Source organism: Tardiphaga robiniae, assembly GCF_001618955.1.
Taxonomy (GTDB): Bacteria; Pseudomonadota; Alphaproteobacteria; order Rhizobiales; family Xanthobacteraceae; genus Tardiphaga; species Tardiphaga robiniae_A.
On record NZ_LVYV01000001.1, the window covers coordinates 415,947 to 441,162 of the forward strand.

The following is a 25,216-nucleotide window of genomic DNA, read 5'->3' on the forward strand; positions in this document are numbered from 1 at the left end:
GCTAACCCTCTCCCGTCTTGAACGCACTCCGTGCGTTCAATCCAACCTCTCCCGCGGCGCGCAGCTCCGCTGGGGGAGAGGGGAAGAAAAGAACTACCGCCCGCGGTTCTCCGCCAGCCCGTCCCGCGACAGCTGATCCGCGCGTTCGTTCTCGGCGTGGCCGGCATGGCCCTTGACCCAGTGCCAGCGCACGTCGTGGGTCTTTAGCGCGGCGTCGAGGCGCTGCCACAGGTCGACATTCTTCACCGGCTTCTTGTCCGACGTCTTCCAGCCGTTTTTCTTCCAGCCGTGAATCCAGCTCATGATGCCGTTGCGCAGATACTGGCTGTCGGTGTGCAGATCCACCGAACACGGCTTCTTCAACGCTTCCAGCGCCGAGATCGCCGCCATCAGCTCCATGCGATTATTGGTGGTGTGCGCCTCGCCGCCCTTCAATTCCTTCTCGGCATCGCCGAACCGAAGGATCGCGCCCCAGCCGCCGGGGCCGGGATTTCCCGAGCAGGCGCCGTCCGTATAGATCGTCACAGGTGTCGCAGCGGTCACGCGGGCTGCCTCGCCACTTCGACGCCGTAGTCGGCCATCGACGTCACCGACTGGTGGAAGCGCAGCTTGCGGACATACTCGACCGGATCCTTCGGCTTCACGAAGGCGCCTTCCGGCACATTGAGGAAATCCACCAGCCGCGTCAGCAGGAAGCGGATCGACGCACCGCGCGCCAGTAGCGGAAACGCCGCGCGCTCGGCAGCGGTCAACGGACGCACCGCCTCATAGGCATTGAGGAAAGCGCGCGCCTTGGTGGCATTGAACGACAGATCCGGCTCGAAGCACCATGCGTTCAGGCAGATCGCCACGTCATAGGCCAGCATATCATTGCAGGCGAACGGGAAGTCGATCAGGCCGGAGAGCTTGTCGCCAAGAAAGAACACGTTGTCCGGAAACAGATCCGCATGGATCACGCCTTCCGGCAGATCGGTTGGCCAATGCGCGACAAGATAGTCGAGTTCGGTCTGCAGGAAAGCGCGCAGCCCGGGCTGAACCGTATCGGCGCGCGGTGCCGCGAGTGCGAGCAAACCGCGCCAGCCATCGACCGACAGGTTGTTCTTGCGGACCAGTGGGAAATCGCGCCCGGCGACATGCATCCTCGCCAGCGCCTCGCCGACACCGGCGCAATGCATCACATTGGGACGGCGCGGCCACATGCCTTCAAGAAAATTGATGATCGCCGCCGGCCGACCGGCGAGCGATGCGTAGACCTCACCGTCGCGATTCTTCTGCGGCTGCGGGCAATTCACGCCGCGCGCGCACAGATGCGCCATCAGGCCCAGGAAGTATGGCAGGTCGTCCGCTGCCACGCGCTTCTCATAGAGCGTGAGGATATACGCGCCCTTGGAGGTGTGCAGCAGGAAGTTGGAATTCTCGACGCCTTCGGCGATGCCCTTGTAGGAAAGCAATTCGCCGACGTCGTAGCTTTTCAGGAAGTCCGCGAGATCATCGGCGGCAACATCGGTATAGACCGCCATCGCGGTTACGCCGCGGCCTCGGGACGCAGCGAACGCGGCAGCGGGAAGAATTCGTTTTCTTCAGCGGCCGACACCGTCTCCACATGCAGCTCATAACGCTGCGCGAAGGCATCCATGATTTCTTCGACAATCACTTCCGGCGCCGAGGCGCCCGCGGTGATGCCGAGGCTCGTGATGCCCTCGAACATGCTCCAGTCGAGGTCCGACGCACGCTGCGCCAGTACCGAGACCTTGCAGCCCTCGCGCTCGGCCACTTCACGCAACCGCTGCGAATTCGACGAGTTCGGCGCGCCGACAACGATCAGCGCATCGACCACCGGCGCCACCTTCTTGACGGCAAGCTGGCGGTTGGTGGTGGCGTAGCAGATGTCTTCCTTGTGCGGCCCGTTGATGGTCGGGAAGCGCTTCTTCAGCACAGCCACGATTTCCGCGGTGTCGTCGATCGACAGCGTGGTCTGGGTCACGAAAGCGAGATTGTCCGGATCCTTCGGCTGGAAGGTCTGGGCGTCTTCCGCCGTCTCGATGAGCTGGACAGCGCCGGGCGGCAGCTGGCCGACCGTGCCGACCACTTCCGGGTGATGCGAATGCCCGATCAGCAGGATTTCGCGGCCACGCTTGAAGTGGATCGCCGCCTCGCGGTGAACCTTGGTCACAAGCGGGCAGGTCGCGTCCAGCGAGAAGAAATTGCGCTCCTTGGCGTCGGCCGGAACCGATTTCGGCACGCCATGGGCGGAAAATACTACCGGCGCAGAGGTGTTGTCCGGGATCTCGGCCAGTTCCTCGACGAAAATCGCGCCCTTGGTCTTGAGGCTGTCCACCACATACTTGTTATGGACGATCTCGTGCCGGACATAGACCGGCGCGCCATGGATGGCGAGTGCGCGTTCGACCGTATCGATCGCCCGGACGACGCCTGCGCAGAAGCCGCGCGGCGAACAAAGAACGATTTTCAGGGACGGTTTGGTCGTCATATCGGGGCGATCCAGGGGCCTGGGCACCAAAATGGCAGGTGCGATGGGTCAGATTGGCAAAATTCAGCCAAAGAGCTTGTCTGAATAAGGACTTGGGGCCGGTTTGCGGCGCTGTCAAGGCCGAACTGCCGGGCATTGCGTGGTTGCCCTCTGACAGATTATATAGAGCCTTAATTCCCGTCATCACCGATGACCAGACGGCTTCGCCTCCCAAAGAGGTGGGCGAAGCGCAAAGGAGATGTGCCATGAGCAATGCCCCGCTGATGCCAAAGGCGACGGCCGTGTGGCTGGTCGACAATACGGCGCTGACCTTCGATCAGGTCGCCGATTTCACCAAGATGCACCCGCTCGAGATCCGCGCTATTGCCGACGGCGACGCCGCCCAGGGCATCAAGGGCATGGACCCGATTTCCAACGGGCAGTTGACCCGCGACGAGATCGAAAAGGGTGAGCAGGACAAGAATTACCGGCTCAAGCTCGAAGAGAGCAAGGTGATCCTGCCGCCGGCCGCCAAGAAGAAGGGCCCGCGCTACACCCCGGTGTCGCGCCGCCACGAGCGCCCGAGCGCGATCCTGTGGCTGGTGCGTAACCATGCCGAGCTGAAAGACAGCCAGATCATGCGCTTGGTCGGCACCACCAAGACCACCATCGCCTCGATCCGCGACCGTACCCACTGGAACGCTTCGACCCTCACCCCGATGGATCCGGTGACCCTCGGCCTGTGCTCGCAGATCGAACTCGATTTCGAAGTGCAGCGCGCAGCCAAGGAAAAACCGACCGACCAGGCCTATGGCGGCGCCACCCTGCTGCCCGCCTCGGAAACCACCCGCAAGGACGAGTTGGAGACCGCCGAGAGCGGCAGCGGCGACCTCAATGTCGACGCCGTGTTCGCCAAGCTGAAGGGCATCGGCGGCGGCAAGAAGCAGGACGACGAGGAATAAGCGCCTGCGCTGCGCACAGATACGCGGCGACAAGGACAGAATTGAAAACGCGGCGGTTCATCCCGCCGCGTTTTTGTTTGTTTCAGGTGATGCCTCGCCAACTCACTCCAGCGGACGGCGGATGCTGACATTGATGCTGCCGTTATCATCATAGACCACCAGCTTGGCGATGAACTGCGAGAACGACGTGGCGACTTCGTTGAAGCAGCCCTGCTGATGGATCATGTAAGCGAGGACATCGTCGGCATTCTGCAGATCGACACCGGCGTCGGCCAGCTCGTCGATCTCCGGAATGACGTCCTGATCGACAAAGTAGATCTTGCCCTTCGCATTACCGCTGAATATCTCGACGATCGGATCGCCGCCGCGACCTTCCGCCACCGGATAGCAGAAGGCGCGAAACACTTTGTCCCAGAGACCCGCGTTGGCGAGAAACACGCGCAGATCGTTATATTCGAAGCCTGTGTCGAGACCGCGCAAATAAGTGATGTAATCGAATGTCTCGACGCCATCGGCCAGCGGGCTGGCTGTGTCGAGATCGAAATAGAAGCCGTTATGTGCTTTCAGAAACGCCATATAATCGGATGAGAATTCGATGCCCTGCTCCGCGGCAAAAGCCGCTATGGCTTTGTCCGTCACCGGCTTGAATGTCATTGCATCGGGATAGTCTTCGAACCTGAACTCGTTCGCCATTGTGTACTCCGCTTATGCGTAAGGAATCCCGCCTGAGCGGTGCCTCCCTTGGTGCTGCGGAGGTAGCGCGAGGTTCATGGCCGCGCCCGACGCATAATCTCCGCTTTCCAAACGCCATCGAATCCTGCGACATCCAACCTGCGCGGGGGCGTATGGGGGCAACGCTGCGATGGCATCTCTCTGGCTTGGTCTGGTGCGCTTGCTGGCCGGTTTCCGCCGCGGCCTGCGCGATCCGGAATTTCGCGCGATCCTGTTCCTGCTGGCCATCGCCATGACCGGCGGCACGATCTTCTTCCGCATTGTCGAGCACTGGCGATGGATCGACGCCGCCTATTTCAGCGTGATGGCCCTGACCACGGTTGGCGACGCCACGCTGTCGCCGACCACGGCCATCGCCAAGATCTTCACGATGCTGTTCTCGATCTGCGGCATCGGACTGATGCTGGCGTTCCTGTCGCGGCTATCGACGTTCCGCGAGCATGAGGAAGGGCGGGAGTGATATCGTAGCCGTCACGCCTTCTTCAGAAATTCCGTCCGCAACACCAGGCCCTTCACCTTGTCGGTGCGGCCTTCGATCTCGTCTTCGTTGTCGGTGAGATGGATGTTCTTGATCACGGTGCCGCGCTTGAGCACGGTGGACGAGCCTTTCAGCTTGAGGTCCTTGATCAGCGTGACGGTGTCGCCCTCGGCGAGCAGCGCGCCGTTCGAATCCCTGACCTTGATATCCATGATGCGTCCTTTGCGGGGTGCCTGTCTTCCCCTCTCCCCCAGGCAGCGAAGCTGCGCAAGGCGGGAGCTGGCGGACGAACTCGTCCGCCATGGTGGATCGAACACGCGAAGCGGGTTCGAGACGGGAGAGGGGGTTGGTGCAGAACACTCCCCCTCTCCCGCCTTCGCTTCGCTCAAGCACCCTCTCCCACAAGGGGAGAGGGGAAGCAAGAAATACCGGCACTAGAACTTGTACGTAATACCCGTGCCGACCAGCCACGGATCGAGCGTCACCTTGCCGGTGATCGGCGTGCCGCCGGCCAGCGTGCCTTCCCAATCCGGGCGCAGCCACAGCTTCTTCACGTCGACGTTCCAGCCCCAATGCTTGTCGATCATGTAGTCGAAGCCGAATTGCACAACCGGCGCGGCAGAATCTTTCAGACGGCTGCTGGTCACGCCCACTCCGCTCGCACTCTGGCTGAAGAACCAGGTGTAGTTCACGCCGGCGCCGATATAGGGCTTGAACGCGCCAAATTCAGTGAAGTGATATTGCAGCGTCAGCGTCGGCGGCAGCAGCCAGGCCTTGCCGACATCGAGGCCGGCGATGGTGCCGTCGCCGGTGACGTGATGCCTGGTGACGCCAAGGATCAGTTCGGCTGCGAGGTTCGGCGTGAAGAAATACGAGATGTCGAGTTCAGGCACGACCTGATCCGAGGTCTTCAGGTCAGAGCCCGGCACCTGATGAACCGAACCGCCATTCTCCGGAATGACGCCGAGCACGCGCAGGCGGATCATCCAGGGATTCCACACCTCAACCACCGGCGCCTTGGTGTACGGCGTCGCGGCCGGAAGATCGGCAGCGCCTGCCGTGGTCACCATGCTGGTCATCGCCGTTGCTGCCATCAACAACGACATGGTCGTCAGAATTCTCTTCATCGCGAAGCGCCCTGTCTTTCGATTCGTTCGGGGGTGAACGATCTCACCCGATCAAATCCGAAAGACGCTCGCCGCGGCGCTGACACGTTGATCTCCATCAAAAGCACGCTGCCGCAAGACATCTCGCTGCGCGGACGTTGCCTTTGGGTGACACAGTCTTGCGGAATATCAATCCGCGGGTGTTACGGCCGGCTCGGATTGTTCAGCATATACTCGCCGAGATTGCGCTGCGCGCGGTCAGCACGATTGATGGCATTGCTGCGCTGAACGTCGCGGTCCTTGCGGCAGGCCGCATATTCCGGCGAGCCGACAGCGACACCATTGGCGCGGCAGATCGCGTCATCGTCATCGCCAAGACTCGACATCGGAATATCCGTGCGGCGCGCGCAGGCGCTGAGCAGCATCGCTGTCAGCGTCAGCGCGATGAGAGAGGTCGAGGTCAGTCGCATGCATGGTTCCGTTACTTGATCTTCTCTGTCATTGCCGGGCTTGACCCGGCAATCCAGCTTTGCCGTTTGAAAGGAAGATGGATGCCCGGGTCAAGCCCGGGCATGACGAGAGAGTGTTTAGCGCGAAATGCGGGATTTGTAAGGTCTGCTCAGACCCTGCCCTTCAGCGCCGCGCCGATTTCGTCCAGCGACTTCGGATCCTCGATGGTCGCGGGCATGGTCCAGCTGTCACCGTCCGCGATCTTCTTGATGGTGCCGCGCAGGATTTTGCCCGAACGCGTCTTCGGCAGCCGGCCAACAGCGATGGCGAGCTTGAACGCCGCGACGGGGCCGAGCTTTTCGCGCACCAGCGCTACCACTTCCTTCTCGATGTCAGCAACCGGCCGCTCAACGCCGGCCTTCAGCACCAGGAAGCCGCATGGCACCTCGCCCTTGATCGTATCCTTGATGCCCAGCACGGCGCATTCGGCAACATCGGGATGCGAGGCCAGAATCTCCTCCATGCCGCCGGTGGAGAGCCTGTGGCCGGCGACATTGATGATGTCGTCGGTGCGGCCCATCACATAGACATAGCCGTCGTCATCCAGATAGCCGGCATCGGAGGTTTTGTAGTAGCCGGGAAATTCGTTGAAATAGGCTTCCTTGCAGTGCTCGTCCTGCTCCCACAATGTCGGCAGACAGGCCGGCGGCATCGGCAACTTGATCACGATGGAGCCCATGGCGCCCGCGGGCAGCGGCCTCGCGGCTTCGTCCACCACCTCGACCTTGTAGCCGGGCATCGGCACCGTCGGCGAGCCATGCTTCACCGGCAACTGGCCAAGACCCACCGGATTGCCGGCGATGCACCAGCCGGTCTCGGTCTGCCACCAGTGATCGATGACCGGCACCTTCAGCTGCTTCTCGGCCCAGTCCACCGTCGGCGGATCGGCGCGCTCGCCGGCGAGAAACAGCGTGCGAAATTGCGAGAGATCATACTTGCGAATGAAACTGCCGTCCGGATCGTCCTTGCGGATGGCGCGGAAGGCAGTCGGGGCCGTGAAGAAAGCAACGGCCTTGTGTTCGGAGATGACACGCCAGAACGCGCCGGCATCGGGCGTGCCAACCGGCTTGCCCTCATACATGACCGAGGTCGCGCCATGAAACAGCGGCGCATAGACGATATAGCTATGGCCGACCACCCAGCCGATGTCGGAGCCGCACCACCAGACCTCGCCCGGCTTCACGCCGTAGAGATTCCACATCGACCAGGCGAGCGCGACCGCGTGGCCGCCATTGTCGCGCACCACGCCCTTCGGTTTGCCGGTCGTGCCGGACGTATAGAGGATGTAGAGCGGATCCGTCGCCAGCACCGGCACGCAATCCGCGGACTTCTTCGCCGCTATCGCCTTGCTGCGCAATTCGGCCCAGTCGTGATCGCGGCCGGCCACCAGATCGCAGCCATGCTGCGGCCGCTGCAGGACAATGCAGCCATCGGGCTTCGCGTTGGCGAGCGCGATCGCTTCATCCAACAGCGGCTTGTATTGCACGATGCGGCCGGGCTCGATCCCGCAGCTCGCCGACAGGATCAGCTTCGGCCTCGCATCGTCGATGCGCGTCGCGAGCTCCTTTGCCGCGAAGCCGCCGAACACCACCGAATGCACCGCGCCGATGCGCGCGCAGGCGAGCATGGCGACCACAGCCTCAGGCACCATTGGCATATAGAGGATAACGCGATCACCCTTGCCGACGCCAAGGTCCTGCAGGATGGCGCCGAGCACCTGCACCTCATGCAGCAGCTGCGCATAGGTGAATTTCCGGACCTCACCCGTCAGCGGCGAGTCGTGGATCAGCGCGACCTGATCGGCGCGACCACCCGCGACATGGCGATCAAGCGCGTTGTAGCAGGTATTGAGCACGCCGCCGACAAACCAGCGGCCATAGAGACCCACGGACGGATCGAACACCTTCTTCGCCGGCACGATCCAGTCGATCGCCTTCGCCGCCTCGCCCCAGAAGCCTTCCGGATCGGACAGCGACTGCGCGTGGACGTCGTGATAGCGGCTGGATGCATTGGTCGTCATGGCGTCTCTCCCGCCCCCGGCTTTACCGCCGGGGTTCATTGTCTCGTCATTGTCACGGGATGACAGGCTATTTCAAGGGTGCCTTTGGTTGTGGCTTGACCGACATCTCCACGCCGATCCGCTCGATTTCCTGCGCCAGCGCCTTGTAATTGGCGCGCGCCACGTCGAGTTGCGGATCGAGCTTGATCGCGGCGCCAAAATCGCGGACTGCGCGCGGCCGATCGCCCTTCTTGCGCCAGAGTTCGCCGCGCGCATTGAACAGAACGGCCTGCGTCGGATCGAGCCGCAGCGCCGCATCGTAATCGGCGATGGCACGATCGGTCTCATCCTTGCGCATGTAGACACCGGCGCGCGCGATCAGTGCTTTCAGCCGGTCGGGCCGCTCGGTCTTTTCGTTGTCGATCAGCGTGCTGCAAACTGCGAGAATCTTCTCGTCATCGCCTGACGCAACAGCCGCCACACACAACGCGGAATCGACAGGCGCAGTGACTGCCGGCTCGTTGACCGCTGGCCATGCCCTGTCGGGAGCCACGCAACATAATACGAGCAGGACGCTGATGACGCGCGGCACGCTGCCAACATATGAATTGCGAAAAGTCATTGTCTATCGCGTGCTCGCATCGGCGGATGGATGCAATCCGATCGCCGGCCTGCGCGCCGCCACCCGATATTTCTCAAGCTGCTTGCGATGTCGCAAAGCGATATCCAGCGTTGAATCGATCTGAACGGCTGCGTCGAAATCGGCCAGAGCGCGCGCAGGGTCGCCCTTGTCGCGCCAGGCGACGCCGCGATTGTTATAGGCCATCGCCAGCTCCGGCTGAAGCTGCAGCGCCGTCGTGTAGTCGGTGATAGCGCGATCATATGCGCCGCTGAGACTGAAAGAGTTTCCGCGATTCACGAAATAGCTCGCCTTCGGCTCCAGCCTGATCGCCGCGTCGAAATCCGCAATCGCGCGGCCATAGGCATTGTTGCGCGCATAGGACTGACCGCGCGCATCGTAATGGTCCGCGGTCGGCTCCAGGCGAATGATGTCGCTCTGGTCGTCGATGACCAGATCGAAGCGCTTGACCTTGGCATAGGCCGCGGCGCGATCGATGAGACCCTGCACCCGATTGGGATCGAGCCGGACCGCCTCGTTATAATCGCGAACCGCCAATCGATTTTCGTGCATCGATGCGAAGGTCGCGGCGCGGCTCGCAAATAATCGGGCCTCGTTCGGCCGCAGCTTGATCGCGCGATCGAAATCATCGAGCGCACGATCGAATTTCTTGCCGGCCGCAAGCGCCTTGCCGCGGGCTTCGAGCGCTGCAGCCGAGAGGGGATCAAGCTGAACCGCCAGATCGCCATCCGCAACGGCGAGGTCGACCTGTTCCAGCCTGAGTTGCAGCCCGGCGCGCACGATCAGGGCATGAACGCGGTCGGGCAATGCCGCCGTCGAGCCGATCACCAGGCCGCAGATGCCGAGCATCTGCTCGGACGGCAAGGCGTCGTCATTCGCGCAGGCGGCAGCGGTCTCCGCCGCATCCTGCGCCCGAACGACGGCATGGGGCAGCGATGGCGCCGCAAGAGCGGCGCACAGAACCAATGTCCGAAACGGATGACCCATGAAAGCCCCAGCAAGCCAGCGGGACCACTCTACCTGATCAGGCCCCGCTCCCGATAGTAGCGCAGTGCGCCGGGATGCAGCGGCACCGGGCTTTTGCTCAAGGCGCTCGCCAGCCGGATCTCGTGGCCGGCGCGGTGGGCGATGGCGAGTTCGTCCAGACCGTCAAACAGGTGCTTCGTCATCTGATAGACGAGATCGTCGGACACCGCGCTGCTCGTCACCAGATAATTCATCACCGACGCGGTCCGCACGGGTTTGTCCTGGCTGACATAGGTCCGGGCTGGAATCCTGTCCGGCTTGAACGGCGCGCCGATCTTTCTGACCATCGCGGGCGGCACCGGCACGATGACGATATCCGTAGCTTCGCTGAGTTCCTTGATCGACGTCACACCGAGACCGGCAGACTGCAGCGTCGCGTCCAGTTTTTTCTCGATCATCATCGTGGTGGATTCGGCAAAGGAGACATACCTGACCTCGCCGAGATTCTCGTAGCGCAGCCCCGCAGCGCCCAGAATGGCGCGGGCATTCAACTCGGTGCCGGATCTCCGCTCGCCAACCGAGAGGCTTCGGCCCTTGAGATCGCTCAGCGTCCTGATGCCGCTCTCTTTGGTGGCAACGATCTGGATGTAATTCGGATAGAGCGCACCGATCACCCGCAGCCGGTCCTGCTTGCCGTCGAAGCCCGCCGTGGCATTGCCGGCCCAGGCGTCCTTCAGCGCGTCGCCAAGCGCAAAAGCCACCTGCCCGGTGCCTTGCTGCAGCCGCGAGAGATTTTCGACCGAACCATCGGTTGTCTGCACCTGAACTTTCGCGCCGGGAATATCCGCATAGATCATCGCGATCGAGACGCCGAGCGGAAAATAGATCCCGGATGTATTGCCGGTCAGCAGCGTGATCGACGGTTCGGCGCGTGCCGCTGCGCTGCACATGACGACCACAGCCGTCATGGCCGCTATCAGACGCTTCCTCATACTCATTTTATTCCTGTCATTCAGGCTGCGAAGGTGAACCGCAGCCCTCATGCGGTCAACGGCGTCCCCACAGCGAACGCCGTTGCCGCGACGAAAGTTTCACCGGTAAGCCCTTGCGCCAGCCGGGTAAAACGGCATGAATGCGCCGCACTCAGAATAATAAGGTCGGCCAAGCCGGCTGCGGGAAATATCCCGGGGGATGAAACATGGCTGACCAGAAATCAAACGCGAGCGATGACACCGTTGCCGTCTCCGACGAGGCATTGGCGAAGGCTGAAGCCTTCATCGAAGCCGATGAAGGCGCAACAAATCGCCTGCTGGGCTGGGCCGGAACGATCTCCACCGGCATCGCCGTCGTCATGAGCCTGTTTCATCTCTATGCCGCCTACGCGATCGTGCCGACGCAGGAGCTGCGTTACGTCCACGTCGCCTTCACATTGGTCCTGAGCTTCCTGCTGTTCCCCGTCGCTGCTCGCTTCCGCAACCGCGTGCGCTGGTGGGACATCGTGCCGGGCATCGTCGCCATCGGCACCATTGCCTATGCGCTGTGGGGCGGCGACGATTTCACCGACCGCGCTACACTGCCGGATCATATGGATGTCATCGTCGGCATCGTCTTCATCGTGCTGCTGCTGGAAGCGACGCGACGCACCACCGGCCTGATCATGCCGGTCGTGTCCGTTTTCTTCATTGCCTATGCGATGCTCGGCCCGCATCTTCCGGCGCCGTGGACCCATCGCGGCTATGACCTGCCGCGCCTCGTCGGCCATCTCTTCATCACGCTGGAGGGCATCTTCGGCGTCGCAGTCGACGTGTCGGCCACGCTGATCATCCTGTTCACGATCTATGGCGCGTTCCTGTCGATGTCCGGCGCCGGAAAGTTCTTCATCGACTTCTCGCTATCGTTGATGGGAAACAAGTCGAACGCCGCGGGCCGCACCGTGGTGCTGTCCTCGTTCCTGCTCGGCGGCCCCTCGGGCTCCGGCGTCGCCACCACGGTGATGATCGGCACCGTCGCCGCCCCGATGCTGGCCAAGGCCGGTTTCGAGAAGAACGCTGCCGGCGGCCTGCTGGCCGCGGGCGGTCTCGGCGCGATCCTGTCGCCGCCGGTGCTCGGCGCCGCCGCTTTCCTGATCGCCGAATTTCTGAAGATCAGCTATCTCGACGTGATCTGGATGGCGACCATCCCGACCTGTCTCTACTACCTGTCGCTGCTGATCATGGTGGAGATCGATGCCAAGCGGTTCGGCGCCCACAATGTCAATGTCAGGCCTGAGCTCAGCCTCGGCGTGATGATGAAGCGTTACGGGTTCCACTTCATTTCCCTGCTCGCCGTCGTCGTCTTCATGATCATCGGCTACTCGCCATCGCTGTCCGTGTTCTACGCCACGCTCGTCACCTTCGTGCTCAGTTTCCTGCGCAAGGACACTGCGCTGGTGCCGAAGAAACTGGTGAAGGCACTGGCCGATGGCTCGATCGGCGCGCTCAATGCCGCCACGACCTGCGCCTGCGCCGGCATCGTGGTCGGCGTCGTCACGCTCACCGGCCTCGGCCTGAAGTTCTCGTCGATCGTGATTTCCTATGCGGGCGGCAGCCTGCTGCTGACGGCGATCTATACGGCGCTGATCGTCTGGATCATCGGCCTCGCCGTGCCGGTGACCGCCTCCTACATCATCTGCGCCGTGATCGCAGCACCTGCGCTGATCAAGCTCGGCGTGCCTGACTACGCCGCACACATGTTCATCTTCTATTACGCGGTCCTCTCGGAAGTCTCGCCGCCGACCGCGCTGTCGCCCTTCGCGGCGGCGGCCATCACCGGCGGTGACCCCTACAAGACCACGCTGCAATCGTGGAAATACACGCTGCCGGCCTTCCTGGTGCCATTCGTCTTCGTCTGCGACCCGCAGGGCGTCGGCCTGCTGCTGAACATTCCAAAGGGCGGCTCGTGGGTGGACATCGTCGAGATCACCTTCAAGACCACGCTGGGACTGCTGGCACTCGCCGCCGTCGCGCAGAACTGGGCACTGCGACAAAATACACCGATCGAGCGCGGCCTGCTTCTGCTATCGGGATTACTGCTGGTGTTCCCGAGCCTGATCGAGGCGATCATCGAATCGATCATCGGTCGCGACATCAGCTACACATTCGTGCCCGGCCTCATCATCGGCCTCGGCGTGCTGCTCTGGCAGGCAAGGACGAGGACGCAACCGGCACCGGCATGACCAACGACAGAAACGAATAACGTCAAGTTATCGCACGACGCGGACGTCGCAGATAAGCGGTGCCGCCGACTTCAGGGAGTGACGCGATGAAATCGACAGCTTTCAGACACAGGGCGTTCAGCCTTGCACTGCTCGGCATCGCCTGCGCGACGACCGGCGCTTCTGCGGAAGACAAGACCATCGCCATTGCCACCGGCGGGACCGGTGGCATCTTCTATCCGCTCGGCGGCGGTCTCGCGAACCTGTTGTCGAAGAAACTGCCGCATACCCAGGCCACCGGCGAAGTCACCGGCGGCAGCGTCGACAACATCAAGCTCCTGGAGACCGGCCAGGCCGATCTCGGTTTCATGACCGGCGACGTCGCCTCCGACGCCGTGAAGGGCGAGAACAAATTCAAGAAGCCCGTTCCGCTGCGCACCATCGTCGCCGTCTATTCCAGCCCGGTGCATGTGGTGACCATCGCCGGTACCGGCATCGAGAAATTCGCCGATCTTAAAGGCAAGCACATCTCTGGCGGCGCGCCGGGCAGCGCCACCGAGGCGCAGACCTTCCGCCTGCTGGAGGCCGCCGGCCTCGACAAGGACAAGGACGTCAAGCGCGAACGTCTGTCGGTGGCAGAATCCGCGTCCGCGCTCAAGGATCGCAAGATTGATGCCTTCTTCTGGGGCGGCGGCGTGCCAACCGCCGCCGTCGTCGACCTTGCCGCAACGCCCGGTGTCACCATCAAGCTGATCGATATCGACTACCTGTTAGAGCCGATCGTGAAGAAATACGGCCAGATCTTCGCGCCCAGCGTGATCAAGGCCGGCAGCTATCCGGGCCAGACCACCGACAGCCGTGGCTTCGCCGCCTGGAACCAGATCATGGCCACCGACAAGATGTCGGACGAGACGGCCTACGCGATCACGAAGACAATCTTCGAGAACAAGGCCGATCTCGTCGCCGTCCATAAAGAGGCGGAGAACATCAATCTCGCCACGCAGACATCAGCGCAATCGCCGGCGCCCTATCACCCCGGCACGCTGAAATATCTCAAGGAAGTCGGCGCGGTGAAATAGTCACCGCGACATCATTAAAACCGGAGGAGAGGACAACCATGTTCAAGCGTTTCAGAAAGACATCGATTGCCGTGGCGCTGGTCGCCACTGCCGGCCTTGCAGGCGCGGCCATCGCGCAGCAGAAGACCATGGCGATCGGCACCGGCGGTACCGGCGGCGTGTATTATCCGCTCGGCGGCGCCATCGCCAATGTGCTGTCGAAGGCGCTGCCGAACACCCAGGCCACAGCGGAAGTCACCGGCGGGTCGGTCGATAACCTCAAGCTGATCGCCTCGGGCCAGAGCGAACTCGGCTTCAGCATGGCCGACGCCGCGCTCGACGCACTGAACGGCCAGGACAAGTTCAAGAGCGGCAAGGTCCCGCTGCAGACCTTGCTCGTGGTCTATCCGAACCGCATGCATATCGTGACCATCGAGGGCGCCGGCATCGAGAAGATGTCGGATCTCAAGGGCAAGCGCGTCTCCACGGGCTCGCCCGGCGGCGCCACCGAAGTGATGGCGTTCCGCGTCATCGAGGCCGCCGGTCTCGACAAGGACAAGGACATGAAGCGCGAGCGTCTCGGCGTCGCTGAGTCCGTCAACGCCATCAAGGACCGCAAGATCGACGCCTTCTTCTGGGTCGGCGGCGTCCCCACCGCCGCCGTCACCGATCTTGCCGCCACACCCGGCATGAAGATCAAGTTCGTCGACCACGCCGACCTCGCCGCCAAGATGAACGAGAAATACGGCAAGCTGTATTCGCCCTCGACCATCAGCAAGAGCATCTATCCCGGCATGGACAAGGACAACGCCAATACCGAAGTCTGGAACATCATCGTCACCGGCAACAAGATGAGCGACGACGATGCCTACAACATCGTCAAGACGCTGGTGGAGAAGAAGGCCGACATCGTTGCCGTGCACAAGGAGGCCGAGAGCTTCTCGCTCGACAACCAGGTGCAGGAGCGTTCGCCGGTGCCGTTCCATCCGGGCGCGCTGAAGTACTTCAAGGAAAAGGGCATCGGGAAGTAACTCGGCCATACCAAGACGAGACGTCAGGCCGCGATGCGAGTGCGTCGCGGCCTTTCTTTTTAACGCTATCTAGCAGAAATCAGGCCGCTTCGGACTGCCGCTGACGCACGATGGCCAAGTCGTAGTTCGACTGCAAGTTCATCCAGAACTCACCCGGCATCCCCAATCGACGTTCCAACAGAACCGCCGTGTCCGCTGTCATTGCCCGCTTTCCGTTGATGATCCCGGTAATGCGGTTTGGCGGAATACCGAGATCGCGCGCGAGTGCACGTGCCGAAATCTCGTTCGGTGCCATGAATTCCTTGAGCAACATCTCGCCCGGCGTGGTTGGGAGACGCTGCATCTGAATCTTTTCGCGAACGATGCTCATGATGTTCTCCTAGTGATAGTCGACGATTTCTACATCGTAGGCGTCCGCGTCTCGCCATACGAAGCAAAGTGGCCACTGGCTGTTGATCCAGATGGCATGCTGCCCCTTCCTGTCCCCTTTGAGGAGGTGGAGCCTGTTGCTCGGCGGAAGCTTCAAACTTTCGAGTGTCGTTACGCTATCGAGCATGTCCAGCTTACGCCGCGCCACGTCGATAATGTCGCCCGGAAAGCCCTTCCTGACCGGCTTGCCAGCAAAGATGTCGGCGGTGCGCCTATCCGCGAACGTCTTGATCATGGCGTTACGTATCGCGTAACACCTCGAATTGCAAATGTTCATGCACGTCCGTGCCGTTGCGCAGAATGCATGCCGGAGATGCGACCTTCCGACGCACGTCATCAGCCGTTAGTACCAAATGCTTAAGGATGGTATTGCATTGCGGTAGCAACGCGCAGTGCAGCATAGTACCATCCACCCAGTACGTTCCCATGCATGTTTTCCATGGAAACGCCTGATCGGGAGAAGCTGAAAGTACCTGCCGGTTGCGCAGATGAGTCGCAGGAGCGGACCGCGGTCAGGTTCGTGACCCAGCCGTGCCGAATCGCACTTGATCCCGGCCTCCCGTCATTGTCTTAAACACCCTCAATCAGATCGCGCGTCGCAGCCCCGCGGCCTGTCCGACATGCAAAAGGACTCTTCGAGATGTCATCATCGACCCGCTTCCCGTCCCGCCGCTCCGTGATCCTCGGCGGCGCGGCTGCCCTCGGCACCCTGCCGATCCTGTCGCGCCGCGCCAGCGCCGCAGAGTGGCCTACCAAGCCGGTGAAGTTCATCGTTCCGTTCGCGGCCGGCGGCACCACCGACATTCTGGCCCGCGTCGTCGCGCAAAAGATGTCCGAAGAGATGGGCCAGCAGTTCATCGTCGAGAACAAGGCCGGCGCCGGCGGCAACATCGCCGCTGACTTCGTCGCCAAGGCCGAAGGCGATGGCTACACCTTCCTGGTCGGCACGCCCGGCACCCACGCGATCAACAAGTTCGTGTTCAAGAACATGACCTATGATCCGGTCAAGGATCTGGCCTCGGTGATCGTGATCGCCAAGGTGCCGAACCTGTTCTCGGTGACCAATTCGCTGCCGGCCAAGAGCGTCAAGGAATTCATCGAACTCGCCAAGGCCAAGCCGGACGAATATTTCTACGGCACGCCGGGCCTCGGTTCGACCGCGCATCTGTCGACCGAACTGTTCAAGTCGATGACCGGCGTGAAGCTGACCCACGTGCCTTACAAGGGCAGCGCACCAGCACTGACCGACCTGATCGGCGGCCGCGTCCATGTGATGATCGACAACCTGCCGGCGGCGCAGCCTTTCGCGGAGAGCAACCAGATCCGTGCGCTCGCCGTCTCCACCAGCAAGCGCTGGGAGCCGATGAAGGACATTCCGACGATCGCCGAATCCGGCGTGGACGGCTACGACGCCGCCTCCTGGTTCACCATTGCAGCGCCTGCCAAGACGCCGAAGGAGATCATCGCCAAGCTCAATGCCTCGACCGACAAGTTCATCAAGTCGACCGATGGCACCGCCCGCCTGATCAAGCTCGGCGCCGATCCGACCGGCGGTTCGCCGGTCGACATGGATGCCTATGTGCAGTCGGAAATCGAGAAGTGGGGCAAGGTCGCCCAGTTCGCCGGCATCAAGCCGGAGTAAGGGCAGCGCGGGGTTGGCAGGGCGTTTCATTCGCGCCTGCCTGTCCTGCTCTCTTCTTGAGCTCAACACATAGAAGGGCACGCGCTGAAGCGCGTGCCCTTCTACTTTTTTGAGTGGTTGGCACTGCTTCACACTCGTCATTCCGGGGCAGGACGGACCGCAAAGCGGGCCGGACTGAGCCCGGAATCCCGAAGTGTTTTGCGCTCAACACATCGGGATTCCCCGCCACTCCAAGTGGAGTGGCTGAGGTGCGCGTGCGCGAAGGCGCGCAGCCGCCCCGGAATGACAGTTTGGGGCGGCAAGACAGCGCCCGAACATTTTTTCCTATCTTCTCGTTGACAACATCCCTATCAGGTTTATATTCCCCTCTGTCCTGCCCCACCGAGAGGGGCGATCGCGATCGTCACGTTCGCGGGGTGGGATGCGGTGGACGCCGGAGATGCGGCGTCACGGGAGATGTGGGGGACGGCTGTCTTCGGGCAGGCCGGATCGTCTGTGGTCAGGATACCACTGGGACAGGCGGTACGGTTCGTCTTCGGATGGCAAGACCCTGCAGATCAAGTGACGGACGACCAGGTCAAAACGCGTTCGGCTTACTCGCTTGAGGCACCCTGTCCCTTCGCCTTGGGACTGTAATTTTGGTGATCGGATCGTTCGCCATGGCGAAGCGCAAGCAACCGAAAAAACACCGCAGGCGGAACGTCGGGCACTTGCCTGACGCCTCCGAAAGTCCTGATGCACTCACTTGCGGAAGACCGCATTCGCATCAGGCCCAAGGGTGCAACGGGCACCTGGCGTTCCGCACGCCCTCTCACAAGGGGGTGGAATGCAGCAGACGACGGCGCCCCCGCGCCGCAAACAATGGGGGCGATGACGCATGTCTGAAGAGCAGTGGCTGTTTGACGTCCACATCAGCAACGACGCATAGGCGCCAGAGGAATCCCTCCCCCTTGTGGGGAGGGTCGGCCGATAGGCCGGGGTGGGGGTGCCACAAGCGATGCTCTCGCGTGTTGCACCACCCCACCCGTCTCGACCGCTCCGCGGTCGATCCACCCTCCCCACGGCGCGGCTTCGCCGCTTGGGGGAGGGATAAGAAAGCCAGCTACTCGAACTTCATATCGATGCAGCGCGACACGTCCGAGCCAAGCCCCGATGGAATCGTGACGCAGCCGCGGACCTTCTGCTGGGTATTGTCACTCACCCACATGGCAAAGCCGCCATTGCCGAAGAACGAATTGGTGTTCGGCGGCTCGGTCTCCGTGGCATCGAACGAATAGGTGGAGTCGGTGTCGAACACGCGCGGCTTCTTCACGCAGGCACCATCGCTCTGCACATTGATGACTTCCTTGGCGTCGCGCGTCATCGACAGTGACACCGAGCAGCGGAAATATTCGGAGGTCCTGGTGTTGAACAGATAGGCGTAGGAACGGCAGGTCGCCGTGCTCAGCTTGCCGGCGCTGAGGCCGCGGCCGCAGGAAATACGCTGGTTGTTGCTGAGCTTGTAATCATCCGCCGCAGCAAGACCGGGCGCCAATACCACCGCGCCAACAACCAAAAGACTTTTCACGATCGCTCGCATTGTCGAATCATCCCCATCGCCGAATTCGTCGTGGACCGGCTTAGCCCGAATGCGAAAGATAGTCGCCCGGCCGCACTTGCGAAATAACAAACTCTGTCGCGACCGCATGTCATATTGACGGACTGTCACCGTTCGTGATTTGTTCAAGACACCCGCGCAGCCGCGATGCACTTTCAAAAACACTTTTCGGAGAATTAGGGATGACCGCTCGAGCCTTTACGATGCTGTGCGCCGCCGCACTGATGACATCGGCCCTTGGCGGTCCTGCTCTGGCTCAGGCGCCGACCCCCTGGGTGCTCGCACCCGACATGGGCTACGGCTATGACGGCACCGGCAAGACCTTCGCGTACAAGATGGGCACCAACAATGCCAAGTTCCTGCTGAAGGGCGCCAAGAAAGTGCCGAAGAACACGCTCTTCTTCATCGGCGAGAACGGCCAGCTCTATATGCGCAGCGGCCCGTTCCTCGAAGACGACGGCAAGTTCAAATTCGGCCCGGGCTAGTAGCGGTTTTCGGACGGGATCATGCGCGACCGGACGGGTGCCGCATGACGGAGGCATGACATTGCTCCCTTCTCCATGAAGCCCTCTCCCACCATGGTGGCAGAGGTGATACAGAGCGCTTCATCTTTTTACGAAAGCTGAAAGCACTCATGGCCAAGTCGCTGCCCGTCTCCCCCCTCGCCCCAACCGACGTTCCCGAGATGCCCGCCATTGCAGGCGTGCGCCTCGCCACCGCCGCCGCCGGCATCCGCTACAAGGGCCGCACCGACGTGCTGCTCGCGGTGATGGACAAGGGCACGACGGCAGCAGGCGTGTTCACCAAGTCGAAGTGCCCGTCGGCTCCCGTGGAATGGTGCCGCGCGGTGCTGAAGAACGGCAAGGCGCAGGCGCTGGTGGTCAATTCCGGCAATGCCAATGCCTTCACCGGCAAAACCGGCAAGACCTCGACCAAACTCACCGGCGACATCGCATCCAAGGCCGTCGGCTGCAAGCCGAACGAGATCTTCCTGGCCTCGACCGGCGTGATCGGCGAGCCGCTCGACGCCACCAAGTTCAACGGCGTGCTCGCCACACTCGCGGAAAGTGCCGGACCTGACGGCTGGATGGACGCCGCCCGGGCGATCATGACCACCGACACTTTCCCGAAGGTCGCCACCGCCACCGTGAAACTCGGCAAGGCCAAGGTTACGATCAACGGCATGGCCAAGGGCGCGGGCATGATCGCGCCCGACATGGCAACGATGCTCTCGTTCATCTTCACCGATGCGCCAATCTCGGCGCCAGCGCTGCAGGCGCTGCTCAAGGCTGGCGTCGAAGATTCGTTCAACGCCGTCACCATCGACGGCGACACCTCGACCTCCGACACGCTGCTGATGTTCGCGACAGGCGCCGCAGCCGCACAGGGCGCACCGAAGATCACCAAGGCCAGCGACATCAGGCTGAAGCCCTTCGTGAAGGCACTGAACGTCATTCTCAACGACCTCGCCGAACAGGTCGCACGCGATGGCGAAGGCGCGCGCAAGCTGGTGGAAGTCGTCGTCGAAGGCGCGACCACCAAGGCCTCGGCACGCAAGATCGCCATGTCGATTGCCAATTCGCCGCTGGTGAAAACGGCGATTGCCGGCGAAGACGCCAATTGGGGCCGCGTGGTGATGGCCGTCGGCAAGGCCGGCGAACCCGCCAATCGCGACAAGCTCTCGATCTCCTTCAACGGCATCCGCGTCGCCAAGCTAGGCGCGCGCGATCCGTCCTATGACGAGACCGAAGTGTCCAACGCGATGAAGAACCCCAAGGTGCAGATCAAGGTCACGCTCGGCCTCGGCAAGGGCCGCGACCGCGTGCTGACCTGTGACCTCACCAAGGAATATGTCGCCATCAACGGCGACTATCGGTCGTAGCTTGCTGCTGCGCCTCCGGACCGAGGCCTATGAAGGTGGCTTGCGATGGTCGACATGAAACGGATCCTGATACTTGCCTGCGCCGTCGCAATGCCGCTCGAAACAGCCGGCGCGGAGGATCAGCCGTCGATCAAGACACGCACGCTCGCCCGCAATGTCAAAGCCGGTCAGGAGATCGGCCTCGGCTTTGCGGTGCGATGGAACGCGAAATGTGAGCCGGTGCTGCCCAAGCTCACGATCGCCAAACCTCCATCGCATGGCAGCCTGTGCGGACGTTCCATCATGGTCGCGCCGCAAAAGAATGTGACCGGGGACGACCAGACCTGTGTCGGGAAACGCATGCGCGCACTGCAACTGGTTTACATGCCCAGCAGCGACTATTCGGGAACGGACACGGTCGACTACATCATCGAACTGCCGCGCGTGCAGCTCACGACCCATGTCGACATCCAGGTAACCCCGAACGATGCTGCAACCAAAACTCTCATACCGAACAATGAGAGCGCGCCCGGAAAAGCTGGCGACGCGATCGTTCCCTGTGCCCCACACATGTCCCAGACAACCAACAACCGTGTAATAACCCTATGAAACTTGTCCTCGTCGTCGCCTGCGCATTGATCGACCCCGACGGCCGCGTGCTGATCGCGCAGCGGCCGGAAGGCAAGGCGCTGGCCGGCCTCTGGGAGTTTCCCGGCGGCAAGCTGGAGCCCGGCGAACGGCCGGAAGCGGCGCTGATCCGCGAGCTCGACGAGGAGCTCGGAATCACCGTGAAGGAAGCCTGCCTTGCGCCGCTGACCTTCGCCAGCCATGCCTATGAGGACTTCCACCTGTTGATGCCGCTCTATATCTGCCGGCGCTGGGAAGGTCTCGCGATCTCGAAAGAGGGCCAGAACCTCGCCTGGGTGCGGCCGAACAAGTTGCGCGACTATCCGATGCCGGCTGCGGATATCCCGCTGATCCCGCATCTGATCGATCTGCTCTAGGGCTTCAGCCCCTTCACCGCGTCGGCGAGACTTGCTTTCGCCGAGCCCGGCTTCAGCGGCTTTTGCTGGCTCTCATGCGGTGCCCAGCCGGACAGCCAGATGATGTCGAAGGTCGCGCGGATGCGGCCGTCGGGATCGGCGAAACGCTCGCTATAGATCTGCGCCATCCGCAGCAATGTCGCGCGGCGCAGCGGCGCTCGGCGGCGCTCGACCAGCACATTGGTGGCGCCCATCCTGCGCAGATCCTGCATCAGACCGAAGGCGCTGTCGTAGCGCACCACGACACGATCGACATCGGTCACTGGCAGCGCAAATCCTGCGCGCTGCAGCAACGCACCGACATCGCGCAGATCGGCCATTGGTGCGACGCGCGGCGAGATGCCGCCTTCGCGTTCGGCTTCCGCCGCGGCGAAGGACTGCCGCAGCTCGGTCAGCGTGTCACCGCCGAGCATTGCCGCCAGTAGCAAGCCGTCAGGCTTCAGCGCGCGGCGGATCTGCGCCATGACGCCTGGCAGATCGTTAACGAAGTGCAGCCCGAGCGCGGAGATGACAAGATCGAGCGACGCCGGCGCGAGATTGAGGCCGTCGCTTTCGACATCGGGCACATCGACATGCGCGAAATGACCGACACGCCCGGCCACAACATCGCGCAGACCGTTGCCCGGCGTTGCCACATCGACGGCATTGTCGAACTGGCGCAGCACCGCCTGCAATCGCTCATCCATGTCGGCAACGACACGATCCAGCAGGAAATTCTCGGCGCCCAGCCGCGACGCACGCGCCTGCCGCGCCCGCAGCAGAGCGCGATCGAACAGAATAGGTGCGGCATTCGGGGTCTGAGCCATGCGGCTTGGTACGCCGAAGACCAGGGATCTGGCAATCGCGCTTGAGGTGAGCGCAAGAGAGCTCTAGCCTTCAACCTATGGACGCAGAGGCGACAGTGTCATGGTCCCTCCCCGCGCAATTGCGCGGCGCGCTGAGGCTTTGCCGGTCTGCATGGACGCAAACCGCCCGCGTGGCGCTCGACATCGCGCTGCCGACGCTCTGCGTCGCCTGCCGGGAACCCGTCGCCGGCGAAGGCGTCTGCGCGGCCTGCTGGGGCAAGCTGTCCTTCATCGCGCCGCCATTCTGCAGCCGGCTCGGCATTCCCTTCGTCTACGATCCCGGCCCGGGCATCCTGTCGATGCAGGCAATCGCCGATCCGCCGGCCTATCAGCGCGCCCGCGCAGCTGTGCGCTACGATGATGTCGCTCGCACGCTGGTGCACCAGTTGAAATATCATGACCGGACAGACCTCGCGCCAACCATGGGTCGCTGGATGGCGCGTGCGGGGAAGGAATTGCTAGCAGATGCCGATCTTCTGGTGCCGGTGCCGCTGCATTGGCGCCGCGGCTTCAGCCGGCGCTTCAACCAGTCCGGCGCGCTGGCACGGGCAATCGGCCAGCAGAGCGGCGTTGCGATATCCCGCGACGCCCTGCGGCGAATACGCCCGACCGAACACCAGATTGGCCTGTCGCGCACCGAGCGCGCCAGCAATGTGCAGGGCGCCTTCAAGGTCCCGCCTGAACGCCGGGCTGAAATCCATGGCCGCCGCGTCATTCTGGTCGACGACGTGCTGACTTCGGGTGCCACGACGGACGCCTGCGCACGAGCGCTGCTGCGCGCCAAGGCGGCCCAGGTCGATGTGCTGGTCTTTGCGCGGGTTGTGGAGGCCCACAAGGTCCCCATATAATCAGGCACTTCCCTGCGAACCGGAGCACCAGATGGCCGCCGCGATTGAAATCTACACCCGCCCCGGCTGCGGCTATTGCAGCGCCGCGATCTCACTGCTCCAGCGCAAGAAAGCTGCATTCACCCATTTCGACACCGCGACCGATCCGAAGCTGCGCCAGGAAATGTTCGACCGTACCTATCCTGGCGCCACCTTCCCGCAGATCTTCATCGATGGCACCCTGATCGGCGGCTGTGACGATCTCTATGCATTGGACCGCGAAGGCAAATTTGACGCCATGATCGCAGGCGAGAAGGCCACCTCATGAGCCAGACATCCCCGACGTCCGAGCCCCAGACCTTCACCGCCGCCATGGTGCAGATGCGCACCGGCCTGCTGCCGGAGGCGAGCCTTGAACAGGGCCGCCATCTGATCCGCGAAGCCGCGCTCGCCGGCGCCGACTATGTGCTCACGCCGGAAGTGAGCAACATGATGCAACTCAATCGCACGGCACTGTTCGAACATCTTCGCCCGGAGGAAGACGACCTCTCGCTGAAGGCCTATCGCGCCCTCGCCGCGGAGCTGAAGATCTACGTACATATCGGATCGCTGGCCGTGCTGGCCAACCTGGAACGCGCCGCCAATCGCTCGTTCCTGATCGGACCGGACGGCAATGTCCTGGCGAGCTACGACAAGATCCACATGTTCGACATCGACCTGCCGAACGGCGAGAGCTATCGCGAATCCGCGAATTATCAGCCGGGCGAGACCGCCGTCATCTCCGACCTTCCCTGGGGCCGCATCGGCCTGACCATCTGCTACGACGTCCGCTTCCCGGCGCTGTACCGCGCATTGGCCGAAAGCGGCGCGTCGTTCCTCACCGTGCCCTCGGCTTTCACCCAGAAGACCGGCGAAGCCCATTGGCACACGCTGCTGCGCGCCCGCGCCATCGAGACCGGCTGCTTCGTCTTTGCGGCCGCCCAAGGCGGCGTGCATGAGAACAAGCGTGCGACATATGGACACTCGCTGATTATCGACCCATGGGGCGTGGTTCTGGCCGAAGCGACCGGCATCGAGCCGGGCTTCATTCTGGCCAAGATCGATCCTGCGAAGGTGACGGAAGCGCGCAAGACCGTGCCGTCCCTGCAGCACGGCCGCCGTTTCAGCGTCAGCGATCCCAAGTCGGGTCCAGACTATCTGCACCTTGTCCGGCAAGCGACATGATCCGTTACGACCTACGCTGCGAGAAGGGCCATGCTTTCGAAAGCTGGTTCCAGAGTTCCGGCGCCTACGACTCCCAGGTGAAGCGCAAGCTGGTGAATTGCCCGAATTGCGGATCGGTGAAGGTCGAGAAGGCCATTATGGCCCCGCGCATCCTGAGCAAGAGCAAGAATCGCCCGGCACCCGCGGAGGCCCCCGCCCCTGACGCGGGTTCCGAGACCACAGCCCCGCTGATGATGGCGCCGCAGGAAGCCGAGCTACGCGCCAAGCTGAAAGAACTGCGCGATCACGTCACCAAAAACGCGGACAATGTCGGTGAAAGCTTCCCGACCGAAGCCCGCAAGATGCATTATGGCGACATCGAACATCGTCCGATCTACGGTGAAGCGACGCCGGATGAAGCGCGGTCGCTGATCGATGAAGGTATCGAGGTGACTCCGCTGCCCGTCCTGCCCAGCGATCGGAACTGAGCGCAACCTCCGCTCACCGATGCTCTTGTGCGCGTTTCGACTCATCCAAACTGCGCCGTCGGTACATGATTCCGAAAGCTTCCAACATACGGCAACTTTGTGGCGTTCGAGTCACAGGCGTCGACAATCGCTTTGC

Annotated in this window: 29 protein-coding genes; 14 read left to right on the plus strand and 15 right to left on the minus strand. The window is 62.4% G+C overall.

Annotation, left to right across the window (positions count from 1 at the left end; genetic code table 11):
* Positions 1-93: 93 nt before the first annotated feature.
* From rnhA to ispH, 3 genes are read right to left on the minus strand one after another with little or no spacing between them, the layout of a single operon-like run.
* Positions 94-543, minus strand: coding sequence for a ribonuclease HI (rnhA, locus tag A4A58_RS02010; protein ID WP_068729317.1), 450 nt, complete (start codon positions 541-543; stop codon positions 94-96).
* Complete coding sequence (locus A4A58_RS02015; RefSeq protein ID WP_068729319.1) at positions 540-1,520, minus strand: homoserine kinase; 981 nt, start codon at positions 1,518-1,520, stop codon at positions 540-542. The genes rnhA and A4A58_RS02015 overlap by 4 nt, the downstream gene beginning before the upstream one ends.
* A gap of 5 nt (positions 1,521-1,525) precedes the next feature.
* Positions 1,526-2,491: a 4-hydroxy-3-methylbut-2-enyl diphosphate reductase gene (gene ispH / locus A4A58_RS02020; protein ID WP_068729321.1), complete on the minus strand. Its 966-nt coding sequence runs from the start codon at positions 2,489-2,491 to the stop codon at positions 1,526-1,528.
* 245 nt (positions 2,492-2,736) lie between these two features.
* On the opposite strand from ispH, the gene A4A58_RS02025 reads away from it, so the two are divergent.
* Complete coding sequence (locus A4A58_RS02025) at positions 2,737-3,432, plus strand: DUF1013 domain-containing protein (RefSeq protein ID WP_068729323.1); 696 nt, start codon at positions 2,737-2,739, stop codon at positions 3,430-3,432.
* Positions 3,433-3,534: 102 nt separating this feature from the next.
* On the opposite strand, the gene A4A58_RS02030 is transcribed toward A4A58_RS02025, so the two are convergent.
* Positions 3,535-4,125 carry an SMI1/KNR4 family protein gene (locus A4A58_RS02030; RefSeq protein WP_068729325.1) on the minus strand — a complete coding sequence of 197 codons (591 nt, stop codon included), beginning with the start codon at positions 4,123-4,125 and terminating at the stop codon, positions 3,535-3,537.
* 169 nt (positions 4,126-4,294) lie between these two features.
* On the opposite strand from A4A58_RS02030, the gene A4A58_RS02035 reads away from it, so the two are divergent.
* On the plus strand, positions 4,295-4,624 hold the full coding sequence (locus A4A58_RS02035) for a potassium channel family protein (protein WP_068729327.1): 330 nt from the start codon (positions 4,295-4,297) through the stop codon (positions 4,622-4,624).
* 11 nt (positions 4,625-4,635) lie between these two features.
* Here the strand turns inward: A4A58_RS02035 and A4A58_RS02040 are convergent, their stop codons facing one another.
* The 7 genes from A4A58_RS02040 to A4A58_RS02070 form a co-directional block, all read right to left on the minus strand.
* On the minus strand, positions 4,636-4,854 hold the full coding sequence (locus A4A58_RS02040; protein WP_011665834.1) for an alkylphosphonate utilization protein: 219 nt from the start codon (positions 4,852-4,854) through the stop codon (positions 4,636-4,638).
* Positions 4,855-5,076: 222 nt separating this feature from the next.
* Complete coding sequence (locus A4A58_RS02045; protein ID WP_068729329.1) at positions 5,077-5,769, minus strand: OmpW/AlkL family protein; 693 nt, start codon at positions 5,767-5,769, stop codon at positions 5,077-5,079.
* A gap of 182 nt (positions 5,770-5,951) precedes the next feature.
* Positions 5,952-6,218, minus strand: coding sequence for a hypothetical protein (locus tag A4A58_RS02050; protein ID WP_068729332.1), 267 nt, complete (start codon positions 6,216-6,218; stop codon positions 5,952-5,954).
* A gap of 149 nt (positions 6,219-6,367) precedes the next feature.
* Complete coding sequence (locus tag A4A58_RS02055; protein ID WP_068729334.1) at positions 6,368-8,278, minus strand: propionyl-CoA synthetase; 1,911 nt, start codon at positions 8,276-8,278, stop codon at positions 6,368-6,370.
* Between the two features lie 67 nt (positions 8,279-8,345).
* A complete protein-coding gene (locus A4A58_RS02060; RefSeq protein ID WP_068729336.1) occupies positions 8,346-8,879 on the minus strand; it encodes a tetratricopeptide repeat protein in 534 nt (177 codons plus the stop codon).
* Positions 8,880-8,882: 3 nt separating this feature from the next.
* On the minus strand, positions 8,883-9,884 hold the full coding sequence (locus tag A4A58_RS02065; RefSeq protein ID WP_068729338.1) for a tetratricopeptide repeat protein: 1,002 nt from the start codon (positions 9,882-9,884) through the stop codon (positions 8,883-8,885).
* Positions 9,885-9,913: 29 nt separating this feature from the next.
* Positions 9,914-10,855 (minus strand): TAXI family TRAP transporter solute-binding subunit, encoded by a 942-nt coding sequence (locus tag A4A58_RS02070; RefSeq protein WP_068729340.1) that lies wholly within the window; start codon positions 10,853-10,855, stop codon positions 9,914-9,916.
* Between the two features lie 206 nt (positions 10,856-11,061).
* On the opposite strand from A4A58_RS02070, the gene A4A58_RS02075 reads away from it, so the two are divergent.
* The 3 genes from A4A58_RS02075 (at position 11,062) to A4A58_RS02085 (ending at position 15,145) form a co-directional block, all read left to right on the plus strand.
* Positions 11,062-13,077 (plus strand): TRAP transporter permease, encoded by a 2,016-nt coding sequence (locus A4A58_RS02075; RefSeq protein ID WP_068729342.1) that lies wholly within the window; start codon positions 11,062-11,064, stop codon positions 13,075-13,077.
* Between the two features lie 86 nt (positions 13,078-13,163).
* Positions 13,164-14,135 carry a TAXI family TRAP transporter solute-binding subunit gene (locus A4A58_RS02080; RefSeq protein ID WP_068729344.1) on the plus strand — a complete coding sequence of 324 codons (972 nt, stop codon included), beginning with the start codon at positions 13,164-13,166 and terminating at the stop codon, positions 14,133-14,135.
* Between the two features lie 38 nt (positions 14,136-14,173).
* The gene (locus A4A58_RS02085) at positions 14,174-15,145 is read left to right on the plus strand and encodes a TAXI family TRAP transporter solute-binding subunit (RefSeq protein ID WP_068729346.1); all 972 of its coding nucleotides are present in this window, start codon (positions 14,174-14,176) and stop codon (positions 15,143-15,145) included.
* Between the two features lie 79 nt (positions 15,146-15,224).
* Here the strand turns inward: A4A58_RS02085 and A4A58_RS02090 are convergent, their stop codons facing one another.
* On the minus strand, positions 15,225-15,515 hold the full coding sequence (locus tag A4A58_RS02090) for a HigA family addiction module antitoxin (RefSeq protein ID WP_244499629.1): 291 nt from the start codon (positions 15,513-15,515) through the stop codon (positions 15,225-15,227).
* A gap of 9 nt (positions 15,516-15,524) precedes the next feature.
* Positions 15,525-15,809 (minus strand): type II toxin-antitoxin system RelE/ParE family toxin, encoded by a 285-nt coding sequence (locus A4A58_RS02095; RefSeq protein WP_068729348.1) that lies wholly within the window; start codon positions 15,807-15,809, stop codon positions 15,525-15,527.
* A 405-nt stretch (positions 15,810-16,214) separates the two neighbouring features.
* Here A4A58_RS02095 and A4A58_RS02100 point away from each other — a divergent pair, with 405 nt between their 5' ends.
* Complete coding sequence (locus A4A58_RS02100) at positions 16,215-17,216, plus strand: Bug family tripartite tricarboxylate transporter substrate binding protein (RefSeq protein WP_068729350.1); 1,002 nt, start codon at positions 16,215-16,217, stop codon at positions 17,214-17,216.
* Positions 17,217-18,318: 1,102 nt separating this feature from the next.
* Here the strand turns inward: A4A58_RS02100 and A4A58_RS02105 are convergent.
* Positions 18,319-18,795 (minus strand): hypothetical protein, encoded by a 477-nt coding sequence (locus A4A58_RS02105; protein ID WP_068729352.1) that lies wholly within the window; start codon positions 18,793-18,795, stop codon positions 18,319-18,321.
* 200 nt (positions 18,796-18,995) lie between these two features.
* On the opposite strand from A4A58_RS02105, the gene A4A58_RS02110 reads away from it, so the two are divergent.
* The 4 genes from A4A58_RS02110 to A4A58_RS02125 all read left to right on the plus strand — a co-directional run bounded on the left by A4A58_RS02110 (position 18,996) and on the right by A4A58_RS02125 (position 21,678).
* Positions 18,996-19,298, plus strand: a complete 303-nt coding sequence (locus tag A4A58_RS02110; RefSeq protein WP_081421659.1) for a hypothetical protein — start codon at positions 18,996-18,998, stop codon at positions 19,296-19,298.
* Between the two features lie 149 nt (positions 19,299-19,447).
* Positions 19,448-20,695 carry a bifunctional glutamate N-acetyltransferase/amino-acid acetyltransferase ArgJ gene (argJ, locus tag A4A58_RS02115; RefSeq protein ID WP_192855875.1) on the plus strand — a complete coding sequence of 416 codons (1,248 nt, stop codon included), beginning with the start codon at positions 19,448-19,450 and terminating at the stop codon, positions 20,693-20,695.
* Positions 20,696-20,740: 45 nt separating this feature from the next.
* Positions 20,741-21,283 (plus strand): hypothetical protein, encoded by a 543-nt coding sequence (locus A4A58_RS02120; protein ID WP_068729356.1) that lies wholly within the window; start codon positions 20,741-20,743, stop codon positions 21,281-21,283.
* Entirely contained in the window at positions 21,280-21,678 is a 399-nt protein-coding gene (locus tag A4A58_RS02125) for a (deoxy)nucleoside triphosphate pyrophosphohydrolase (RefSeq protein WP_068729358.1), read from the plus strand. Before A4A58_RS02120 ends, A4A58_RS02125 begins: the two co-directional genes overlap by 4 nt.
* On the opposite strand, the gene A4A58_RS02130 is transcribed toward A4A58_RS02125, so the two are convergent.
* The gene (locus A4A58_RS02130; protein ID WP_068729360.1) at positions 21,675-22,523 is read right to left on the minus strand and encodes a methyltransferase domain-containing protein; all 849 of its coding nucleotides are present in this window, start codon (positions 22,521-22,523) and stop codon (positions 21,675-21,677) included. The genes A4A58_RS02125 and A4A58_RS02130 overlap by 4 nt on opposite strands.
* 77 nt (positions 22,524-22,600) lie before the next feature.
* Here A4A58_RS02130 and A4A58_RS02135 point away from each other — a divergent pair, with 77 nt between their 5' ends.
* From A4A58_RS02135 to A4A58_RS02150, 4 genes are read left to right on the plus strand one after another with little or no spacing between them, the layout of a single operon-like run.
* Positions 22,601-23,410, plus strand: a complete 810-nt coding sequence (locus A4A58_RS02135) for a ComF family protein (RefSeq protein ID WP_081421660.1) — start codon at positions 22,601-22,603, stop codon at positions 23,408-23,410.
* Between the two features lie 31 nt (positions 23,411-23,441).
* On the plus strand, positions 23,442-23,717 hold the full coding sequence (gene grxC, locus A4A58_RS02140; protein ID WP_068729362.1) for a glutaredoxin 3: 276 nt from the start codon (positions 23,442-23,444) through the stop codon (positions 23,715-23,717).
* Positions 23,714-24,613, plus strand: coding sequence for a carbon-nitrogen hydrolase family protein (locus tag A4A58_RS02145; RefSeq protein WP_068729363.1), 900 nt, complete (start codon positions 23,714-23,716; stop codon positions 24,611-24,613). Before grxC ends, A4A58_RS02145 begins: the two co-directional genes overlap by 4 nt.
* A complete protein-coding gene (locus A4A58_RS02150) occupies positions 24,610-25,080 on the plus strand; it encodes a DUF1178 family protein (RefSeq protein WP_068729365.1) in 471 nt (156 codons plus the stop codon). The genes A4A58_RS02145 and A4A58_RS02150 overlap by 4 nt, the downstream gene beginning before the upstream one ends.
* Positions 25,081-25,216: the final 136 nt, after the last annotated feature.